Here is a 15,534-nt window from a genome sequence, read left to right on the forward strand (position 1 = left end):
GGTCAGGAGAGTGGATCGAGACCGTACATGCTGCGTCCGCCGACCAGTTCGCGGCCCGTGACCAGCTCCGGCTCGATACGGACGAAGACCTCCCGGGGCCAGGGCACCCAGGAACGCGGACCGCTCACCGCCAGCCGCCGCCGCTCGGCCGGATCCGTCACCACCGCGGCCGCACCGGTCACCACCACACTCCACCCCGACCGCGCCACCGCGTCCACCTCGTCCGCCTCGAACGCCACCACCGCACCCTCCACCGCCCGCACCAGCTCCGAGTCGGCCGAGGTGCGCAGCAGCACCGCACCGTCGCCGTCCAGGGCGAAGTTCACCGGCAGCACCGCCGGCAGGGCATGACGCGTGTGGACGACACGGCCCACCGGCACCTTGGCCAGCAGCCGCAGACACTCCTGCCGGTCCAGCTCACGGAACCCGTCGTTGCGATACATCAGCCATCCGTCTTTCCACCCGGCACGGCGAACCCGGCACGGCGGGCACAGCCGTGGTACATGCCCCCATCCTCCGGCCGCCCGGACCGCCGCACGAGGGCCGTCGGTCCCGGACCGCCGAGGCGAACGGCCCGGTCAGGCCATGCTCACGGGGACGACCTCGTGCTGCGGTCCGCCGAGTACGACCTTGAGCGCCCCGGTCTCGGCGGCGTGGGCGAAGACGTCGTACGCCTCCTCCATCCGCTCCAGCGGGAAGGTGTGCGTGACCAGTTCGGAGGTGGGCAGCCGGCCGGCCGCGGCCATCTTCAGCAGCGTGGGCGTGGAGTAGGTGTCCACCAGCCCCGTGGTGATGGTCACGTTCTTGATCCACAGCTCTTCCAGGTGCAGGGTCGCCGGCTTGCCGTGCACGCCGACGTTGGCCACATGGCCGCCGGGCCGCACCATGCGCGTGCACACCTCGAAGGTCTCCGGCAGCCCCACCGCCTCGACGACCACGTCCGCGCCGAGCCCGCCGGTGAGATCGGCGACCAGCTGCTCGGGGGCCTCGCGGGCGTCGGCCACCGCCTCGGCACCCAGCCGCCGCGCGGCCTCCAGACGGGCCGGCGCCACGTCCACCGCGATGACGCGCTCGGGCGCGAACAGGTGGGCGGTGGCGATCGCCGCGAGACCGATCGGTCCGGCACCGACCACGGCGACGGTGTCCCCGGGCCGTACCCGTCCGTTGAGCACGCCGACCTCGTAGGCGGTGGGGAGGATGTCGGCCAGCAGCACGGCATCCCCACTGGCCACCGCCGCGGGCAGCGCGTGCACGGACAGGTCGGCGAAGGGCACGCGGACGAACTCCGCCTGGGTGCCGTCGATGCGATGGCCGAGGATCCAGCCCCCGCCGCCCAGGCACTGGCCGTACATGGCCTCGCGGCAGTAGCGGCACCGGCCGCAGGCGGTGATGCAGGAGACCAGCACCCGGTCCCCCGGCCGTACGGTACGCACGTCGGCGCCGACCTCGACGACCTCGCCGACGGCCTCGTGCCCCAGCACCGTGCCGGGGCGGACCTCGGGCACGTCGCCCTTGAGGATGTGCAGGTCGGTGCCGCAGATGGTGACGGTGTCGACGCGGACGACGGCGTCGGTGGGCTCCTTGACGTCCGGGTCGGGGACCTCCTCCCAGGCGGACTGCCCGGGACCGTGGAAGACATAGCCCTTCATACCGATCCTCACCCTCTTCTGCTCGGACGGGTTCTCGGAGGGGTGGCCGGGCCCGGCGGCCCGCGGTGGGCGGGCACGGCCCGGGCGCCGGCGTGCGCCGCCGGGCCCCCACAGCTCCAGCTTCTCCGACGGTCCGGCGTCGCGCTTGGGCCGGCCGGCCCCACCGGCCGGCCGACCGGGGCACGCGCGTACGGGTCGGCCGACGGCCCTGACTCTCCGGGCTCTTCGGGCTCTTCGGGCTTTCGAAAGGGGACCGAACGGCCCTTCCCGCACCCTGCCGGACCGGCTTTGCTGGCCGTATGTCCGAGAGCCCCGCCAGGCCCGCCCCGAGCCACACGGAACGCACCGTCGGCTCCACGACCGTCGTGACCCTCAGCGGCGAGGTGGACCTCGCCGCGAGGCTGTCCCTCGCCCCGCGTCTCGACGTGCTCACCGCCGGGCCCCGGCCGGACCTCGTGCTCGACCTGCGTCCCGTGGCCTTCATCGACTGCGCCGGGCTGGGTCTGCTGTGCCGGGCACGCAACCGGGTCGCCGCCCGCGGGGGCCGGCTGCGGCTGGTCAGCGACAACGCGTCCTTCCGCCGGATCCTGCGCAGCACCGGTCTGGGCGGTGTCTTCGTGCTGCTGCCGGAGTTCGGGGCGGCCCCGGCCACCGCGCCGGGCTCCCGGCGGGGGCCGGTGGTCCCCGCGGGACAGGGCTGACCGGCCCATGCCCCGCCCCGGTCACCACTGCCATGTTCGAGATCATGGAACGAGGAGGTGGCGACCGATGAGCGGCGGGAAGCGCGAGGGGTGCGTCCGGAAGCGGCTGTGGCGGTGGCGCGGCAACCCGTTGCGCCGCCGTGAGGACGTCGTCGAGGCGTGGATCGTCCTGGTGATGTGGGTGGTGGCCGTGGTGGGCGGCGCGGTCGCCGGGACGGTGGTGGCACGCGTCATCGACCAGGATTTCGCCCGGCAGCGCGCCGACCGGCACCCGGTCCGGGCCGTGCTGCTCACCGGCACCCCGCCCACCACGTCGGCCGGCGGCGACGGCTACCGGTCGGCGGCGGAGGTCCGCTGGACCGCCCCCGACGGCACCGTCCGGACCGGCCGGACCCTGGTGGACGACGGTCTGCGCTCCGGGGCGACGGTCACCGTCTGGCAGGACGGCCGCAACGTCCTCGTCCCCCGGCCGGCCGACCCGGCCGAGGCCCGCGTCGAGGCCGTCCTCTCCGGCGCCGCGGCCGCGCTCGCCCTCACCGGCCTCTCCTACGTGACCACGACCGCCGCCCGCTGGCGGCTGGACCGGCGCCGCTACGACCAGTGGGCGGCGGAGTGGGAGCTCATCGGCCCGCGCTGGAACCAGAGGACGAGCTGACACGCCCGACCGGACGATCCGTGCCGCAGCGGTGCCCCGGTGCCGGGGGAGCCGGTACCGGGGCACCGCTGCGGCCTCATGCCCGTTCGGGTACCACGGCGATCGGGCAGGCCGCGTGGTGCAGGACCGTGTGGGCGGTGCGGCCGAGCCGGGGACCGAAGCGCCCCGGGCGGCGCCGGGCGCCGACGACCAGCAGGTCGGCCTCGTGGGCGGCGGCCAGGAGCACCTTGCGGGCCGGGCCCTCCACGGTGCGGCGCTCCACCTCCACCCGCGGCGGTACGTCCCGCAGCGCCGCCTCCAGAGCCTGGGCGGCCCGCTCCTCGTGGACGCGCTCGGGCTCCCCGGTGATCAGCGGGTGGTCGACGCTCTCGTGCGCCGGGCACCGCCAGGCCCGTACGGCCTCCAGGACGGCCCCGCGCCGTCCGGCCTCCTGGGCGGCGAACCGCACCGCCCCGGCGGACCCGTCCCCGACGCCGACGACGACGCGGCTGTGCACCGCCGTGCGGGCCTGGTTGTCGTTGTTGCCGCGGACCACGATCACGGGACAGTCGGCGTGCCCGGCCACGAACAGGCTCACCGAGCCGAGCAGCAGGTTGGTGACACCGCTGCGGCCCCGGGTGCCGACGACCAGGGCGGAGGCGTTCTTGCCCTCCCGCACCAGCGCGTACTCCGGCTCCTCGGGCAGGGCGGCCCGGCTGATCGGCAGGCCGGGGTGGCGGACGCGGGCACGGTGGGCGGCGGCCTCGACGACGTCCTCGGCCCGCACCTGTCCGTCCGGCTTGCCGAGCTCCTGGGCGAGCGCGGCGCCCTCGTAGCGCTCCCACAAGGAGGCGTACACCACCCTGAGGGGCACCTGGCGCAGGGCGGCCTCGTCGGCGGCCCAGTCCACGGCCCGCAGACTGGGCTCGGAGCCGTCCACGCCGACGACCAGCGGCAGCTTCATCGTCCTCACCCTTCCGTACGGGGATCGAACACGATCCTCGCCCCGACCTCGCCGCCCGGCACCTCGTCGATGGCGGCGACCCGGGCGCCGGCGGTCTTCAGTGCCTTGTACTCGGTGGCGCCCTCCCCGGGCTTCTCGACCGGGCCGGGGTCCGGCCCGGGGTCCGGACGGCCCTCGGCGGCCAGGGGCTCGCCGAAGCTCCGTACGACCGCTGCCTTCATGTGTCCCGCTCCTCGGCGGTGGGGCGCTCAGTCGTGTGCGACGACCGCGACGGGGGCGGTGGAGTGGTGCAGGACGGCGTGGGTGACGTGACCGATGTGGGCGCCGAACGGGTGGCGGCGCACGCGCCGGCCGACGACGACCAGGGAGGCGTCCTTCGAGGCGGTGACGAGCAGTTGGGCGGCGCTGCCGGGGCGGGAGACCTCCGTGACCCCGACGTCCGGGTACTTCCGCCGCCACGGGCGCAGCGCGTCGGTCAGCGCGGTGGCCGCGACGGCCGCGAGCGACCCGTATAGTCCGGCGTCGGCGGGCACGCCGTACCCGTAGTACGGCGGCGGGTACCAGCCGTGCACGACGCGCAGCGAGGTGCCGCGGCGCAGGGCCGCCTCGAAGGCGAAGCGGAGCAGGTCCTCGTCCGGGGCGGCGGTGTCCAGGCCCAGCACGACGGGCCGGAAGCCGGTCGCGGCGGAGGGTACGCCCGCGGGGTCCATCTCGTGCTCGTCCGCGGCCTGTTCACCGGAGCGGACCAGGACGACGGGCCGCTCGGCGTGCGCGACGACGGACAGCCCGACGGAGCCGACCAGGAAGCCGCCGACCCCGCCCAGGGCGCGCGAGCCCAGCACGAGCAGGTCGGCCTCCTCGGCGGCCTCGGCGAGCGACTCGGCCGGACGGCCGGTCAGCCGCTCGGTGACGACCTCGACTCCGGGGTGACGCAGCCGCAGTCCCTCGGCTGCCTCCCGGGACACCTCCTCCGTCCGGTTCCGGTGGGTCTCCGTGCCGGGCAGCGGCGCCTGCGCCATGGACTCCGGCACCGGCTCCGCCACGTGCACGAGCCTCACCGGCACGCCGAGCAGCTTCGCCTCCCGCGCCGCCCATTCGGCGGCGGCCCGGCTCTCGGGGGAACCGTCGAGGCCGACGGTGACCGTGCGGGGCATGTGCTCCTCCTCCTGCGACGGGTGTTCCACCCCCGAGGATCCCCGCCACCGCGCACGCCGCCCAGGGGCCGCAGGTCCCCCGCCGGGACCGACCGGCCCCATGGACGCGGGTGCCCGCGGGCTCCGGATGGCGCACTCGTGGCGGGCCGGGCAGCGTGGATGTCGGGGACAGCGACTGCTGAGTGAGGTGGCCATGCAACCCTCGGAACCGCGACGTCGGGTGGTCGTGGGTGTGGACGGTTCGCCGTCGTCGTACGCGGCGCTGCGCTGGGCGGCGGGATACGCCCGGCTCGTCGGCGGGAACGTGGAGGCGATCCACGCCTGGGACACGCCGTCGTTCGTCGGCCGGGCCGGGCCGGCGATCGACCCGAAGCTCGATCTGGAACACGCCCGGGAGCGCTTCGCGGAGGGGTTGCGCGGCGCCTTCGGGGACGACCGCCCGGCCTCCCTGGAAGCGCGTCTCGTCGAGGGCGACCCGTCGGAGGTGCTGATCCGCGCCTCGGAAGGCGCGGAGGTCCTCGTCGTGGGCAGCCGGGGCCTGGGGGGCTTCGCCCGCGCGATGCTCGGCTCGGTCAGCCAGCGCTGCGCCCAGCACGCGGCCTGTCCGGTGGTCGTGGTGCGCCAGGACGGCGAGGGGCGCCACTGATCCGCCGGTCCGCTCGCCGGGCCGGCGCGGTCACCCCTCGGACGGCCCCAGCGCCGCCTGCCACACCAGTCTGGTCCCACCGCCGTCGGGCGTGGTCCACTCCAGGTCGCCGCCCAGTTTCCGGGCCCTCTCGGCCATGTTGGCCAGACCGCTGCGGCGGCCCTCGGGCGGGATGCCCACGCCGTTGTCGGTGACCACGACGCGTACCGTCCTGCCGTCGGTCTCCAGCACCACCTCCGCGTGGTCGGCGTGCGCGTGCCGGGCGATGTTGGTCAGTGACTCGGACAGGACGGCCACCACGTGGTCGGCGGTCTCCTTGGGGACATGGGTGTCGAGCAGCCCCTCCATCCGCACACTGGGCGCGAAGCCCAGCACCGGCGTGGCCTCCCCGACCACGCGCACCGCGCGCGCCCGCAGGCCGGGGGTCTCGTCGTCGCCGCGCAGGCGCAGGCCGAAGATCGTCGACCGGATGATCCTGATGGTCTCGTCCAGGTCGTCCACGGCCCGCAGCACACGTTCCTTGGCCCCGGTGTGGTCGATGAACCGGCCGGCGCTCTGCAGCGTCATGCCGGTGGCGAACAGTCGCTGGATCGCCAGGTCGTGCAGGTCCCGGGCGATGCGGTCGCGGTCCTCCAGCAGGGCGATCTGCTCGGCGTCCTGCCGGCGCTCGGCCAGTTCCATGGCGAGGGAGGCCTGCGCGGCGAAGCCCCGCAGCGGCTCCAGCTCCTTCTCCGAGAAGTCGGTCGTACCTGCCTCCCGGGCCAGCAGAACCACCCCTTGGACATGGTCGTCCGAGGCCCCGATGGGCACGGCCACGGCCGGGCCCAGGCCGGCGAACCGCGGCGGGCCGGCCGTGATCCGCGGATCGTGGGCGACGTCCCGGCTGCTCACGGGTGCCCCGCCGGCGAACGCCTCCCCGGTGAGGGTGCCCTCGACGGGCAGCACCAGTCCGCGGTGCGCCTCCGCCTGCAGGCCGGTGGCCAGTTCCACGGTGAGCGTGTCGGTGCCCTTCACCGGTGTCGACATCACCGCCAGCGCGGCACCCGTGATCTCACGCGCGCGCTCGGCGATCAGTTTGAGCACGTCCGCCTGGGCGGCGCCGGACATCAGGCCGCGGGTGATCTCCGCGGTGGCCCGCAGCCAGCGTTCCCGCAGCCGCGACTCCTCGTACAGCCGCGCGTTGTCGATGGCGACGCCCGCCGCGACGGCGAGCGTGGACAGGACCGACTCGTCCTCCTCGTCGAACTCGCCCCCGCCCCGCTTCTCGGTCAGGTACAGATTGCCGAAGACCTGGTCCCGCACCCGGATCGGGACGCCGAGGAAGGTGTTCATCGGCGGGTGGTGCGCCGGGAAACCGTACGACGCCGGATGCTCCGACAGCTTCGGCAGCCGCAGCGGCTCCGGATTCCGGATCAGCTCACCGAGGATCCCGTGCCCCTCCGGGTACGGGCCGATCCGGGCGATGACCTCCTCGCCGACCCCGACGGTGTGGAACGCCGACAGCCGCCTGCCGTCCGGGCCGATCACGCCCAGCGCCGCGTACTCCGCGTCGACGAGTGTCGCCGCCGCCTCCACGATGCTGTGCAGCGCCTGCTCCAGGTCCAGCTCCCGGCCGACGGAGAGCACCGCCTCCAGCAGGCTGTGGACCCGGTCCCGGGTCCCGCGAGCGGCGTCCAGGCGCGCCTGCAACTCCTCCAGCAGCTCGTCCAGCCGCAGCTGCGGCAGCCGTACACGGGCCTCTCCGGACTCCTCGGAGCTTCCCACCGGTGATCCTCCAAGCTCCTGCGAAGTGACGTGTCCCGTTCCGCTCACCTGACACAGTAGCGGCTGCGACACGGGCGGAGCACGAGAGCGTCACAGCGATCGAACACAGCACGAACGATTCGCGCAATTGCAAATTTCTGCAATTTCATAGATCCTATGTTGTGCCCTGTCCGTCGGGAGAAAGCCGAGGTCGCCGCTCGATGACGTCCGTACTCAGCCGGGGCCGGTCCCGGATCGTGTCCCTGCTGCCGTCGCGGGCCGATCTGGCCGGCATGGGCCGCAGCCCTCGTCGCGACCTGCTCGCCGGCCTGACCGTGGCGATCGTCGCCCTGCCGCTCGCCCTCGGCTTCGGCGTCTCCTCCGGGCTGGGCGCCGAGGCGGGGCTGGCCACCGCGGTGGTCGCGGGCGCGCTCGCCGCGCTGTTCGGCGGCTCCGATCTCCAGGTGTCCGGGCCCACCGGCGCCATGACGGTGGTGCTGGTGCCGATCGTCGCCCGGTACGGCGCCTCCGGGGTGCTCACGGTCGGGCTGATGGCCGGGCTGATGCTGGTCGCCCTGGCCGTGCTGCGGGCCGGGAAGTACATGCGGTACGTGCCCGCTCCCGTGGTGGAGGGCTTCACCCTGGGCATCGCCTGCGTGATCGGCCTGCAGCAGATCCCGAACGCGCTCGGGGTGGCCCAGCCCGAGGGCGACCGGGTGCTCGTCGTCGCCTGGCGGGCCCTGGAGGAGTTCGTACGGCACCCGAACTGGACGGCGCTCGGCTGCGCCGCCGCGGTCGCCGCGGTCATGCTCGTGGGGGCGCGGTGGCGGCCGGCCGTGCCGTTCTCCATCCTCGCCGTGATCGCGGCGACCGTCGTCGTCCAGGCGGCCGGTCTGGAGGGGGCGCGGCCGATCGGCGACCTGCCCTCCGGGCTGTCCGCGCCGTCACTGGCCTTCCTCGACCCCGGCGCGCTCGGTTCGCTGCTCGCCCCGGCGGTGGCGGTCGCCGCGCTGGCCGCGCTGGAGTCCCTGCTGTCCGCCTCGGTCGCCGACGGCATGACGGTGGGCCGGCGGCACGACCCGGACCGGGAGCTGTTCGGACAGGGGCTGGCCAACATCGCCGCCCCCCTGTTCGGCGGGGTGCCGGCGACCGGCGCGATCGCCCGGACCGCCGTCAACGTCCGCACCGGCGCGGGCTCGCGGCTCTCCTCCCTCAGCCATGCCGCCGTGCTCGCGGTGATCGTCTTCGCCGCCGCCCCGCTGGTGTCCCGCATCCCGCTGGCGGCCCTGGCGGGCGTACTGCTGGCGACCGCGGTCCGCATGGTCGAGGTCGGCTCGCTGCGGGCCATGGCGAGGGCGACCCGCTCGGACGCGGCGATCCTCGCGCTGACCGCCCTGGCCACGCTGGCCCTGGACCTGGTCCAGGCCGTCGTGATCGGCCTCCTCGTCGCCGGCGCCCTGGCGCTGCGCGCCGTGGCCCGCCAGGCCCGCCTCGACCAGGTCCCGCTGGACCGCGGCGACCACAGCGACGAGGAGCACGCCCTGCTCGCCGAGCACATCGTCGCCTACCGCATCGACGGGCCGCTGTTCTTCGCCGGCGCCCACCGCTTCCTGCTGGAGCTGAGCGAGGTGGCCGACGTGCGCGTGGTGATCCTGCGCATGTCCCGGATCTCCACCATGGACGCCACCGGGGCCCTGGTGCTCAAGGACGCCGTGGAGAAGCTCGACCGGCGCGGCATCCTCGTCCTGGCCTCCGGCATACGCCCCGGCCAGCGCCAGGTCCTGGACTCCGTCGGCGTGCTGGACCTGCTGCACCGCAAGGGTGGGGAGTACGCCACCACGCCCGAGGCCATCCGGGCCGCGCGCGAGCACCTGGAGACGGCCGGCGTGCTGCGGCCGGCAGACCCTCCCGGTCGGCCCGCGCACGGAATTGCACAGCTGCGCAATTCTTGATGTTGTTACCGCCTGTCGCGACGCACAGCAGAGCCAGGACGAAGCAATGGTGACCACGCCGCTGTACCAACTCAAGGCCGAGTTCTTCAAGACGCTCGGCCATCCCGCACGCATCCGCGTCCTGGAGCTGCTCAGCGAGCGCGAGCACGCGGTGGCCGAGATGCTGCCCGAGGTGGGCATCGAACCCGCCGCCCTCTCCCAGCAGCTGGCCGTGCTGCGCCGGGCCGGCCTGGTCGTCTCCCGCAAGCAGGGCTCGACCGTCCACTACTCGCTGACCGACCCGCACGTGGCCGAACTGCTGCGGGTGGCGCGGACGATCCTGTCCGGGGTCCTGGCGGGCCAGGCGGAGATGCTGGCCGACCTGCGCGCGGCGCAGGGCGGGGGGCCGCCGACCGCCTGACCGGCGAACCGGCCCGGTGACGGACGGACGGGACCCCACCGCGGGCGGCGGTGGGGTCCCGGGGCCGGGCGAGGCGGCCGTCAGAGCAGCCAGCGGTTCCGGCCGACGAAGGGCAGACGCGCCCACAGCCGGCCGAGCCCCCAGGTGGCGCCGGCACCCGTTGCCGCGAGGACGATCAGGGCGACGGCGTAGACGAGGTGGTAGTCGGCGAACGGGTTCGTCGACATGCTCGGCGAACCGTCGGACAGGTGCTGGGCGGGTGGCCATTCGGCCATCCACATCAGCGCCATCATCGCGGTGCCGGCCACCGCGGCGAGCCGCAGCCCGATCCCCGCGATCAGCGCGGCGCCGATGCCCAGCAGGCCGAGCATGAACAGCCAGTCGGCCCACGCCGCGCCGGCCCAGGAGTGGAAGACGGACTCCATCGGCCCGGTGGCGACCGCACCGAGGAAGCCCCTGGTCGGCGAGGCACCGTCGATCCAGCCCTTGCCGGACGGGGTCGCGTAGCCGAGGCCGAACGTCTTGTCCAGGAACGCCCACAGGAAGACGAACCCGAGCAGCACCCGCAGCCCCGCCAGGGCACGGGCGCCGAACGCGGTCCTCGCGCCGGTCCCGGACACCGCGGCGGCCGCGGAAGCCGTCCGCGGCCTGCGCGGGAACGAAAGGCGCGGACCGGTGTGGTGCTGGGAGTGGTGGTGCACGGCCATGATGTCCATCCCCTCCAAGGGAGCCCCACCGGGTGTCCGCGGGGCGGTCACGGAATGTCGGTCGTTCTCGGTGCACCACCAGTGTCCCGCCGTCGCGGCCGGCCCCGCAGGGGCTGCGGGGCCCCACCCTCCGGGCCGAACGTCCTTGTTCCCAGGGCCCGTTCAGCCGTCCGCACGCGGACGGCGGACGCGGGACGCGGGCAGCTCGGGTTGCGGGGGCCGGACCGGCGCCCTGTACTGAAGGAGTGGAGCGCCCGCCACCCCGCCGTCCTGTCGACCGCCGCGGAGGAGCACGCGTGAGGCGAGCCGCCCCCGCTGCCCGGCCCCGCAGCCCGTCCCCCCGGTCCCCGGACCGCGCCCCGACGCCGTGCTGAGTGTGCTGCTCGCCGTACTCGCGGCGGTCTCGAACGCGCTGTCCTCCGTGCTGCAGCGCAAGGCCGCGCGCGACGGCCCGCAGGACGACGGTGTGAGCCCGCGGCTGGTGTGGCGGCTGCTGCACCGCCCCGTGTGGCTGTGCGGCGTGCTCGCGATCATCGCCGGGTTCCTCCTGCAGGCCACCGCGCTGAGCTTCGGCCAGCTCTCGGTGGTGCAGCCGGTACTGGTGATGGAACTGCCGGCCACCCTCCTGCTGGCGTCGTCGGTGTTCAAGAGCCGGCTCGGTGCCCGGGAGTGGGGTGCCTCGGCGGCGATGGCCGCCGGTCTGGCCGGGCTGCTGTTCTCCCTGTCCCCCTCCGGCGCTCCCGCCCCCCACGCCGGCGGCCCGGAGTGGGCGGTCGCCTCGGGGCTCAACGTCGCGTTGATCGCCGCCCTGGTCGCCTGGGCCCACCTCGCCGGTCATGGTGCCCGCAGAACAGCGCTGCTGGGGGTGGCGACCGGATGCACCTTCGGCTTCACCGCCGCACTGATCAAAGGCGTCACGGAGGCGTACGCCCACGGCTTCGCCACGCTGTTCACCAGCTGGCAGCTCTACGCCATGATCGCGGCCGGTGCCGGTGCCATGCTGCTGCTGCAGGACGCGTTGCAGGCCGGACGCCTGCTGGTCAGCCAGCCCGGCATGACCATGTCCGACCCGGTCGTCGCGATCCTGTGGGGCGTCTTCGTCTTCGGCGAGACGGTGCGCGGCGGCGTCTACCTCATCATGTCGGTCGTGGCGGCAGCCGTCGTGGCCACCGGCGTCGTCCTGCTGGCGCGCTCCCCGTTGCTCGCCGGCGCCAGTGACCGGGAGGAGCGGACAGGCTCCGGCGGCGCCCGCGCCGGGGCTGCTTCGTGAAACGCCCTGCCTCGATCGACCGGGGCGTACAGCGGGTGCTGCACGCCCTGGGCGGCGCGGCCCGCGCGCGGGCGGTCCTCGTCCTCGGCGCGGTGCTGGGGCTCGACGGAGCCGACAAGGGCACGGTTTCGGCCATGGCCGGGCCGATCGAGGCGGCCTTCCGGGTGGGGAACACCGAGATCGGGCTCCTGGCGTCGGTGGTGTCGCTGGTCTCCGCGGTGTTCACCGTCCCGGTCGGTGTCCTCACCGACCGGGTGACCCGCACACGTCTGCTCGCCCTGAGCACCTCCCTGTGGGTGGCGGCCACCGCGCTGTCCGCCGTATCCCCGTCCTACACCTGGCTGCTCGTCTCGCGAGCAGCGCTCGGCGCGGTCACCGCCACCGCCGGGCCGACCGTGGCCTCCCTCGTCGGCGACTTCTTCCCCGTCGGGGAGCGGGCACGGATGTACGGACCGGTTCTGGCCGGTGAGCTGGTCGGCACCGGAGTGGGGTTCGCGGTGTCCGGGACGGTCGGCTCCGCACTCGGCTGGCGCTTCGCCTTCTGGTGGCTGGTCGTCCCCGGGGTGCTGCTGGTGTGGGCGGTGGTCCGGCTGCCGGAACCGGCGCGCGGCGGCCAGGGCCGTCTCCGATCCGGTCAGGACGACGTCTCCGAGGTACGTGGGAGCGGCGCCGAGGACGTCCGGACGCCGGCCGCCGAGCACAACCCCGCGGTACGGGCCGTGGAGGCCGGCGGTGTTCCGCCGCACGAGAACCTGATCCTGCACGGTGACCCGCGCGCCCTGCCGCTGGGCCGGGCCGTCCGGTACGTCCTGCGGGTGCGCACCAACGTCGTCCTGATCGTCGCTTCCGCGCTCGGTTACTTCTTCTTCGCCGGACTGCGCTCCTTCGCCACCTTGTTCACCACTCATCACTACGGCGTGAGCACGGCGGTCGCGAGCACTCTGATCCTGGTCGTCGGAGTCGGCGCGGTCGCGGGCGTGCTGCTCGGCGGCCGTGTCGCGGACCGGCTGCTCGGCCGGAACCGGGCGAACGCCAGGGTTCTCGTGCCCACGGTGTGCCTGCTGGCCCTGCCCCTCCTGGTCGCGCCCGCCGTCCACACCACGAACCTCGCCCTCGCGCTGCCGCTGCTCGTCTGCGGCACGGCACTGCTCGGGGCCGCCAACCCGCCGCTGGACGCCGCCCGGCTGGACATCATGCACCCCTTTCTGTGGGGCAGGGCCGAGGGCGTCCGCACCATGCTGCGCACCCTGGGCGAAGCCGCGGCGCCCACCCTGTTCGGCTGGGTCTCCGGGCAGGTCCTCGGGGGCCCGGAGGCTCTGCAGTACACACTGCTGCTGTTCCTCCTGCCCCTCGTCGCGGCCGGGGCGCTCGGGCTGGTGGCCATGCGGACGTATCCGCGCGACGTCGCGACGGCCAACGCCTCCGCGGAGGCGGTCACGGCGAACACCAGCTGATCACCGACGGAACAGGGCGACCTTCATGTTCCGCCACATCCTGCACATATGTTTCTTTTCTGTCGGGGCGGGGATCCAGAGGCAGTGAAAAACCATCCGATACGACGGGGAGCGCACGGTCCCCCAACAGCCGGAGCCGCCTGCCGCGTCGATCTCCGGCATCGCGTACTGACCCATGTCCCGGTCGGCGCGGGGCCGGAGGCGGTCGTGGTGGATCCCGCCGCACGCCGAGCCTTCGTGGCCTGCAGTCGGGACAACGCGGTGGCCGCCGTGGACCTGGACCGGTGCGCGGTCGTGTGGCGGGCGGAGGTCGGCCGTGAGCCCATTCCCGTCGTCCTCGATCCGCCGACCCGGCGGCTGTTCACCGCGGACGCCCGCTCGGACACGGTGACGGTGCTCGACGCGGACACCGGCGGCCGCGTGGCGCAGCTCCGGGTCGGAAGCTATCCGGCGGGGCTCGGGCACGACGTCGCGCGGCGCCGGGTCTTCACCGGCGACACCGCCTCGGGCACGGTCACGGCCGTCGACGCCGACAGCCTGGAGGTGGTGGGCACCGTCCGCGCGCAACTGGGCGCCGGGAGCATCGCGGTCGACGCCGGCACCGGGCGCGCCTACTGCGTGAACTTCATGTCGGCGTCCCTCACCGTCTTCGACAGCGGCACGCTCCGTCCGCTCGGCCGCATCCCGGTCCACGACGGCCCGTGCAAGGCCGTGCTCGCGCCGGACGGCAGGGCCCTCTACGTCACCGAGTCGCTGCCGGGCACCGTCGCCCGTGTCGCCCTGCCCGGCGGCCGGGTCGTCGGCCGCTCCCCCGCCGAGCGCGCGCCCGTGGGCCTGCACGCCTCCGACGACGGCCGGTGGCTGTACGTGTGCAACCGCGGGGCCGGCACGGTGGGCGTCCACGACGCCCGCACGGGAGGCGAACAGCACCGCATCACCGTCGGCAACGGTCCCGGGGACTGTGCCGTCGACCCGGCCACCGGGCGGCTGCTGGTCTCCAACGCCGGCAGCGGCACCCTGACCGTCGTGGACCGCCCCTGGCTGCCCGGCGGCCGGCCGGCGGCAGCCCACCCGGCCGAGGGCCGGCCGCTGCCCGGGTTCTCCCTCCCCGACGCGTTCACCGGTCGCGTCCGCACCTCACGTGAGTGGGCCGAGAAGAAGTACGTCATCGACTTCTTCGCCAGCTGGTGAGGCCCCTGCAACGCGGAGGCGCCGGTTCTGGAGGAGCTGCGCCGCCGCTCCGCCCGGTCCGGGCTGGACATCGTCATGATCAACGTGTGGGAGAGCGTGGACGCCACCCAGGAGGTCCGTGACTTCTGCCGCGTCTGGGGCATCGAGGGCACCGTGCTGCTCGACGAGACGGGCGAGTACGCGGCCCGCCTGGGCATCACCGGCGTGCCGACGAACGTCCTCGTGGGCGCGGACGGCGTCGTCCGCCGGGTGGGTGCGACGACGCCGACGGAGTTGCACGCCGCCGTCGACGCGCTGCTCGACGAGGACTGACGGCGGCACGACCGGCAGCGGCGCCCCGTCTCCTACGAGCTGCCCCTCCCCCAGCGCCTCGACGTCGGCGACCGGCGCCGGCTCTACATCCACACCCGGCCCACCGCACGCGACACGGAAACCTGAGCGGACGACCCGCCGGGTGAAGGAGCAAGGGAAACCCAGGTCCGGACACGAAGGAGGCCGCCATGAGGACCACGGCCGGCGACACCGCGCCGGACGGCGCGCTCCGCGACCGCCTGGGAGGGGGGCTGCGGCTCCTCGTCCTGTCCGCCCTGCTGCTCGCCGGAGTCGGCGCCGTCGGGCGGCTCGTGGGGTGGATCGTACTCACCACCACCCTGGGGCCGACGGCGTACCTGCTGCTCGCCCACCCGCGGTCGGTCAGCGCCCGGCTGCGCAGCGCGGTGACCGGGCACGCGCTGGCGGTCGCCGTCGGTCTCGCCTGCCTGGCCGTCTTCGGCCTGTGGACTCACCCGTCGACCGCCGCCGAGCAGCACGACACCGGCGCGCAGATCGGCGCCCAGGCCCTTTCCGTGGGACTGACCCTGTTCCTGCTGCACGTGTGCGAGGCGCACCATCCTCCGGCCGCCGCGACGACGCTGCTCATCACGTCCGGCATCTCCCGTCCGGGCCCGCCGCTGTACGGCATGCTGACCGGGCTCGCCCTGGTCCTGGTGATCGCCCCGCTGATGAGCTCCGCCACCGCCCCGAAGCAGCCGAAGCAGGCCGAGGGCGACGGCTGACCGCGGCAGACGGT

Annotated in this window: 16 protein-coding genes and 1 pseudogene; 10 read left to right on the plus strand and 7 right to left on the minus strand. The window is 74.5% G+C overall.

Going from position 1 to position 15,534, the window contains the following annotated elements; all coding sequences use genetic code 11:
- Positions 1 to 2 precede the first annotated feature (2 nt).
- Positions 3 to 443: a pyridoxamine 5'-phosphate oxidase family protein gene (locus RH94_RS10605; protein WP_073947304.1), complete on the minus strand. Its 441-nt coding sequence runs from the start codon at positions 441 to 443 to the stop codon at positions 3 to 5.
- 135 nt (positions 444 to 578) lie between these two features.
- Positions 579 to 1,649, minus strand: a complete 1,071-nt coding sequence (locus RH94_RS10610; protein WP_073947378.1) for a zinc-dependent alcohol dehydrogenase family protein — start codon at positions 1,647 to 1,649, stop codon at positions 579 to 581.
- Between the two features lie 299 nt (positions 1,650 to 1,948).
- On the opposite strand from RH94_RS10610, the gene RH94_RS10615 reads away from it, so the two are divergent.
- Both RH94_RS10615 and RH94_RS10620 read left to right on the plus strand, forming a co-directional pair.
- Entirely contained in the window at positions 1,949 to 2,350 is a 402-nt protein-coding gene (locus RH94_RS10615) for an STAS domain-containing protein (RefSeq protein WP_073947379.1), read from the plus strand.
- A 67-nt stretch (positions 2,351 to 2,417) separates the two neighbouring features.
- Positions 2,418 to 3,005, plus strand: coding sequence for an Rv1733c family protein (locus tag RH94_RS10620; protein WP_073947380.1), 588 nt, complete (start codon positions 2,418 to 2,420; stop codon positions 3,003 to 3,005).
- A 76-nt stretch (positions 3,006 to 3,081) separates the two neighbouring features.
- Here the strand turns inward: RH94_RS10620 and RH94_RS10625 are convergent, their stop codons facing one another.
- The 3 genes from RH94_RS10625 to RH94_RS10635 are packed head-to-tail and all read right to left on the minus strand — an operon-like array spanning position 3,082 to position 5,102.
- Positions 3,082 to 3,948, minus strand: coding sequence for a universal stress protein (locus tag RH94_RS10625; protein ID WP_073947381.1), 867 nt, complete (start codon positions 3,946 to 3,948; stop codon positions 3,082 to 3,084).
- Positions 3,949 to 3,953: 5 nt separating this feature from the next.
- On the minus strand, positions 3,954 to 4,169 hold the full coding sequence (locus tag RH94_RS10630) for a hypothetical protein (protein ID WP_073947382.1): 216 nt from the start codon (positions 4,167 to 4,169) through the stop codon (positions 3,954 to 3,956).
- 27 nt (positions 4,170 to 4,196) lie between these two features.
- Positions 4,197 to 5,102, minus strand: a complete 906-nt coding sequence (locus RH94_RS10635) for a universal stress protein (RefSeq protein WP_073947383.1) — start codon at positions 5,100 to 5,102, stop codon at positions 4,197 to 4,199.
- A gap of 193 nt (positions 5,103 to 5,295) precedes the next feature.
- Here RH94_RS10635 and RH94_RS10640 point away from each other — a divergent pair, with 193 nt between their 5' ends.
- Positions 5,296 to 5,748 (plus strand): universal stress protein, encoded by a 453-nt coding sequence (locus tag RH94_RS10640; protein ID WP_073947384.1) that lies wholly within the window; start codon positions 5,296 to 5,298, stop codon positions 5,746 to 5,748.
- Positions 5,749 to 5,778: 30 nt separating this feature from the next.
- On the opposite strand, the gene RH94_RS10645 is transcribed toward RH94_RS10640, so the two are convergent.
- Positions 5,779 to 7,512 (minus strand): sensor histidine kinase, encoded by a 1,734-nt coding sequence (locus tag RH94_RS10645; protein ID WP_073947385.1) that lies wholly within the window; start codon positions 7,510 to 7,512, stop codon positions 5,779 to 5,781.
- A 200-nt stretch (positions 7,513 to 7,712) separates the two neighbouring features.
- On the opposite strand from RH94_RS10645, the gene RH94_RS10650 reads away from it, so the two are divergent.
- Both RH94_RS10650 and RH94_RS10655 read left to right on the plus strand, forming a co-directional pair.
- On the plus strand, positions 7,713 to 9,443 hold the full coding sequence (locus RH94_RS10650; RefSeq protein WP_073947386.1) for a SulP family inorganic anion transporter: 1,731 nt from the start codon (positions 7,713 to 7,715) through the stop codon (positions 9,441 to 9,443).
- A gap of 49 nt (positions 9,444 to 9,492) precedes the next feature.
- Complete coding sequence (locus tag RH94_RS10655; protein ID WP_073947397.1) at positions 9,493 to 9,843, plus strand: ArsR/SmtB family transcription factor; 351 nt, start codon at positions 9,493 to 9,495, stop codon at positions 9,841 to 9,843.
- A gap of 80 nt (positions 9,844 to 9,923) precedes the next feature.
- Here RH94_RS10655 and RH94_RS10660 read toward each other — a convergent pair whose 3' ends face one another.
- Entirely contained in the window at positions 9,924 to 10,550 is a 627-nt protein-coding gene (locus RH94_RS10660; RefSeq protein ID WP_073947398.1) for a DoxX family membrane protein, read from the minus strand.
- Positions 10,551 to 10,917: 367 nt separating this feature from the next.
- Between RH94_RS10660 and RH94_RS10665 the strand changes: the two genes are divergently transcribed.
- The 5 genes and pseudogenes from RH94_RS10665 to RH94_RS10685 all read left to right on the plus strand — a co-directional run bounded on the left by RH94_RS10665 (position 10,918) and on the right by RH94_RS10685 (position 15,520).
- Positions 10,918 to 11,820, plus strand: a complete 903-nt coding sequence (locus RH94_RS10665) for a DMT family transporter (protein WP_073947387.1) — start codon at positions 10,918 to 10,920, stop codon at positions 11,818 to 11,820.
- Positions 11,817 to 13,274 carry an MFS transporter gene (locus RH94_RS10670; RefSeq protein ID WP_079188974.1) on the plus strand — a complete coding sequence of 486 codons (1,458 nt, stop codon included), beginning with the start codon at positions 11,817 to 11,819 and terminating at the stop codon, positions 13,272 to 13,274. The genes RH94_RS10665 and RH94_RS10670 overlap by 4 nt, the downstream gene beginning before the upstream one ends.
- A gap of 207 nt (positions 13,275 to 13,481) precedes the next feature.
- The gene (locus RH94_RS10675; RefSeq protein ID WP_073947388.1) at positions 13,482 to 14,465 is read left to right on the plus strand and encodes a YncE family protein; all 984 of its coding nucleotides are present in this window, start codon (positions 13,482 to 13,484) and stop codon (positions 14,463 to 14,465) included.
- A 12-nt stretch (positions 14,466 to 14,477) separates the two neighbouring features.
- Positions 14,478 to 14,777 (plus strand): annotated as a pseudogene (locus tag RH94_RS10680) (TlpA family protein disulfide reductase); the annotation flags it as partial.
- Between the two features lie 188 nt (positions 14,778 to 14,965).
- Positions 14,966 to 15,520, plus strand: a complete 555-nt coding sequence (locus RH94_RS10685) for an HPP family protein (protein ID WP_073947390.1) — start codon at positions 14,966 to 14,968, stop codon at positions 15,518 to 15,520.
- Positions 15,521 to 15,534: the final 14 nt, after the last annotated feature.

Origin of the sequence: Streptomyces kebangsaanensis (assembly GCF_001906585.1) — a bacterium.
GTDB classification, from domain to species: domain Bacteria; phylum Actinomycetota; class Actinomycetes; order Streptomycetales; family Streptomycetaceae; genus Streptomyces; species Streptomyces kebangsaanensis.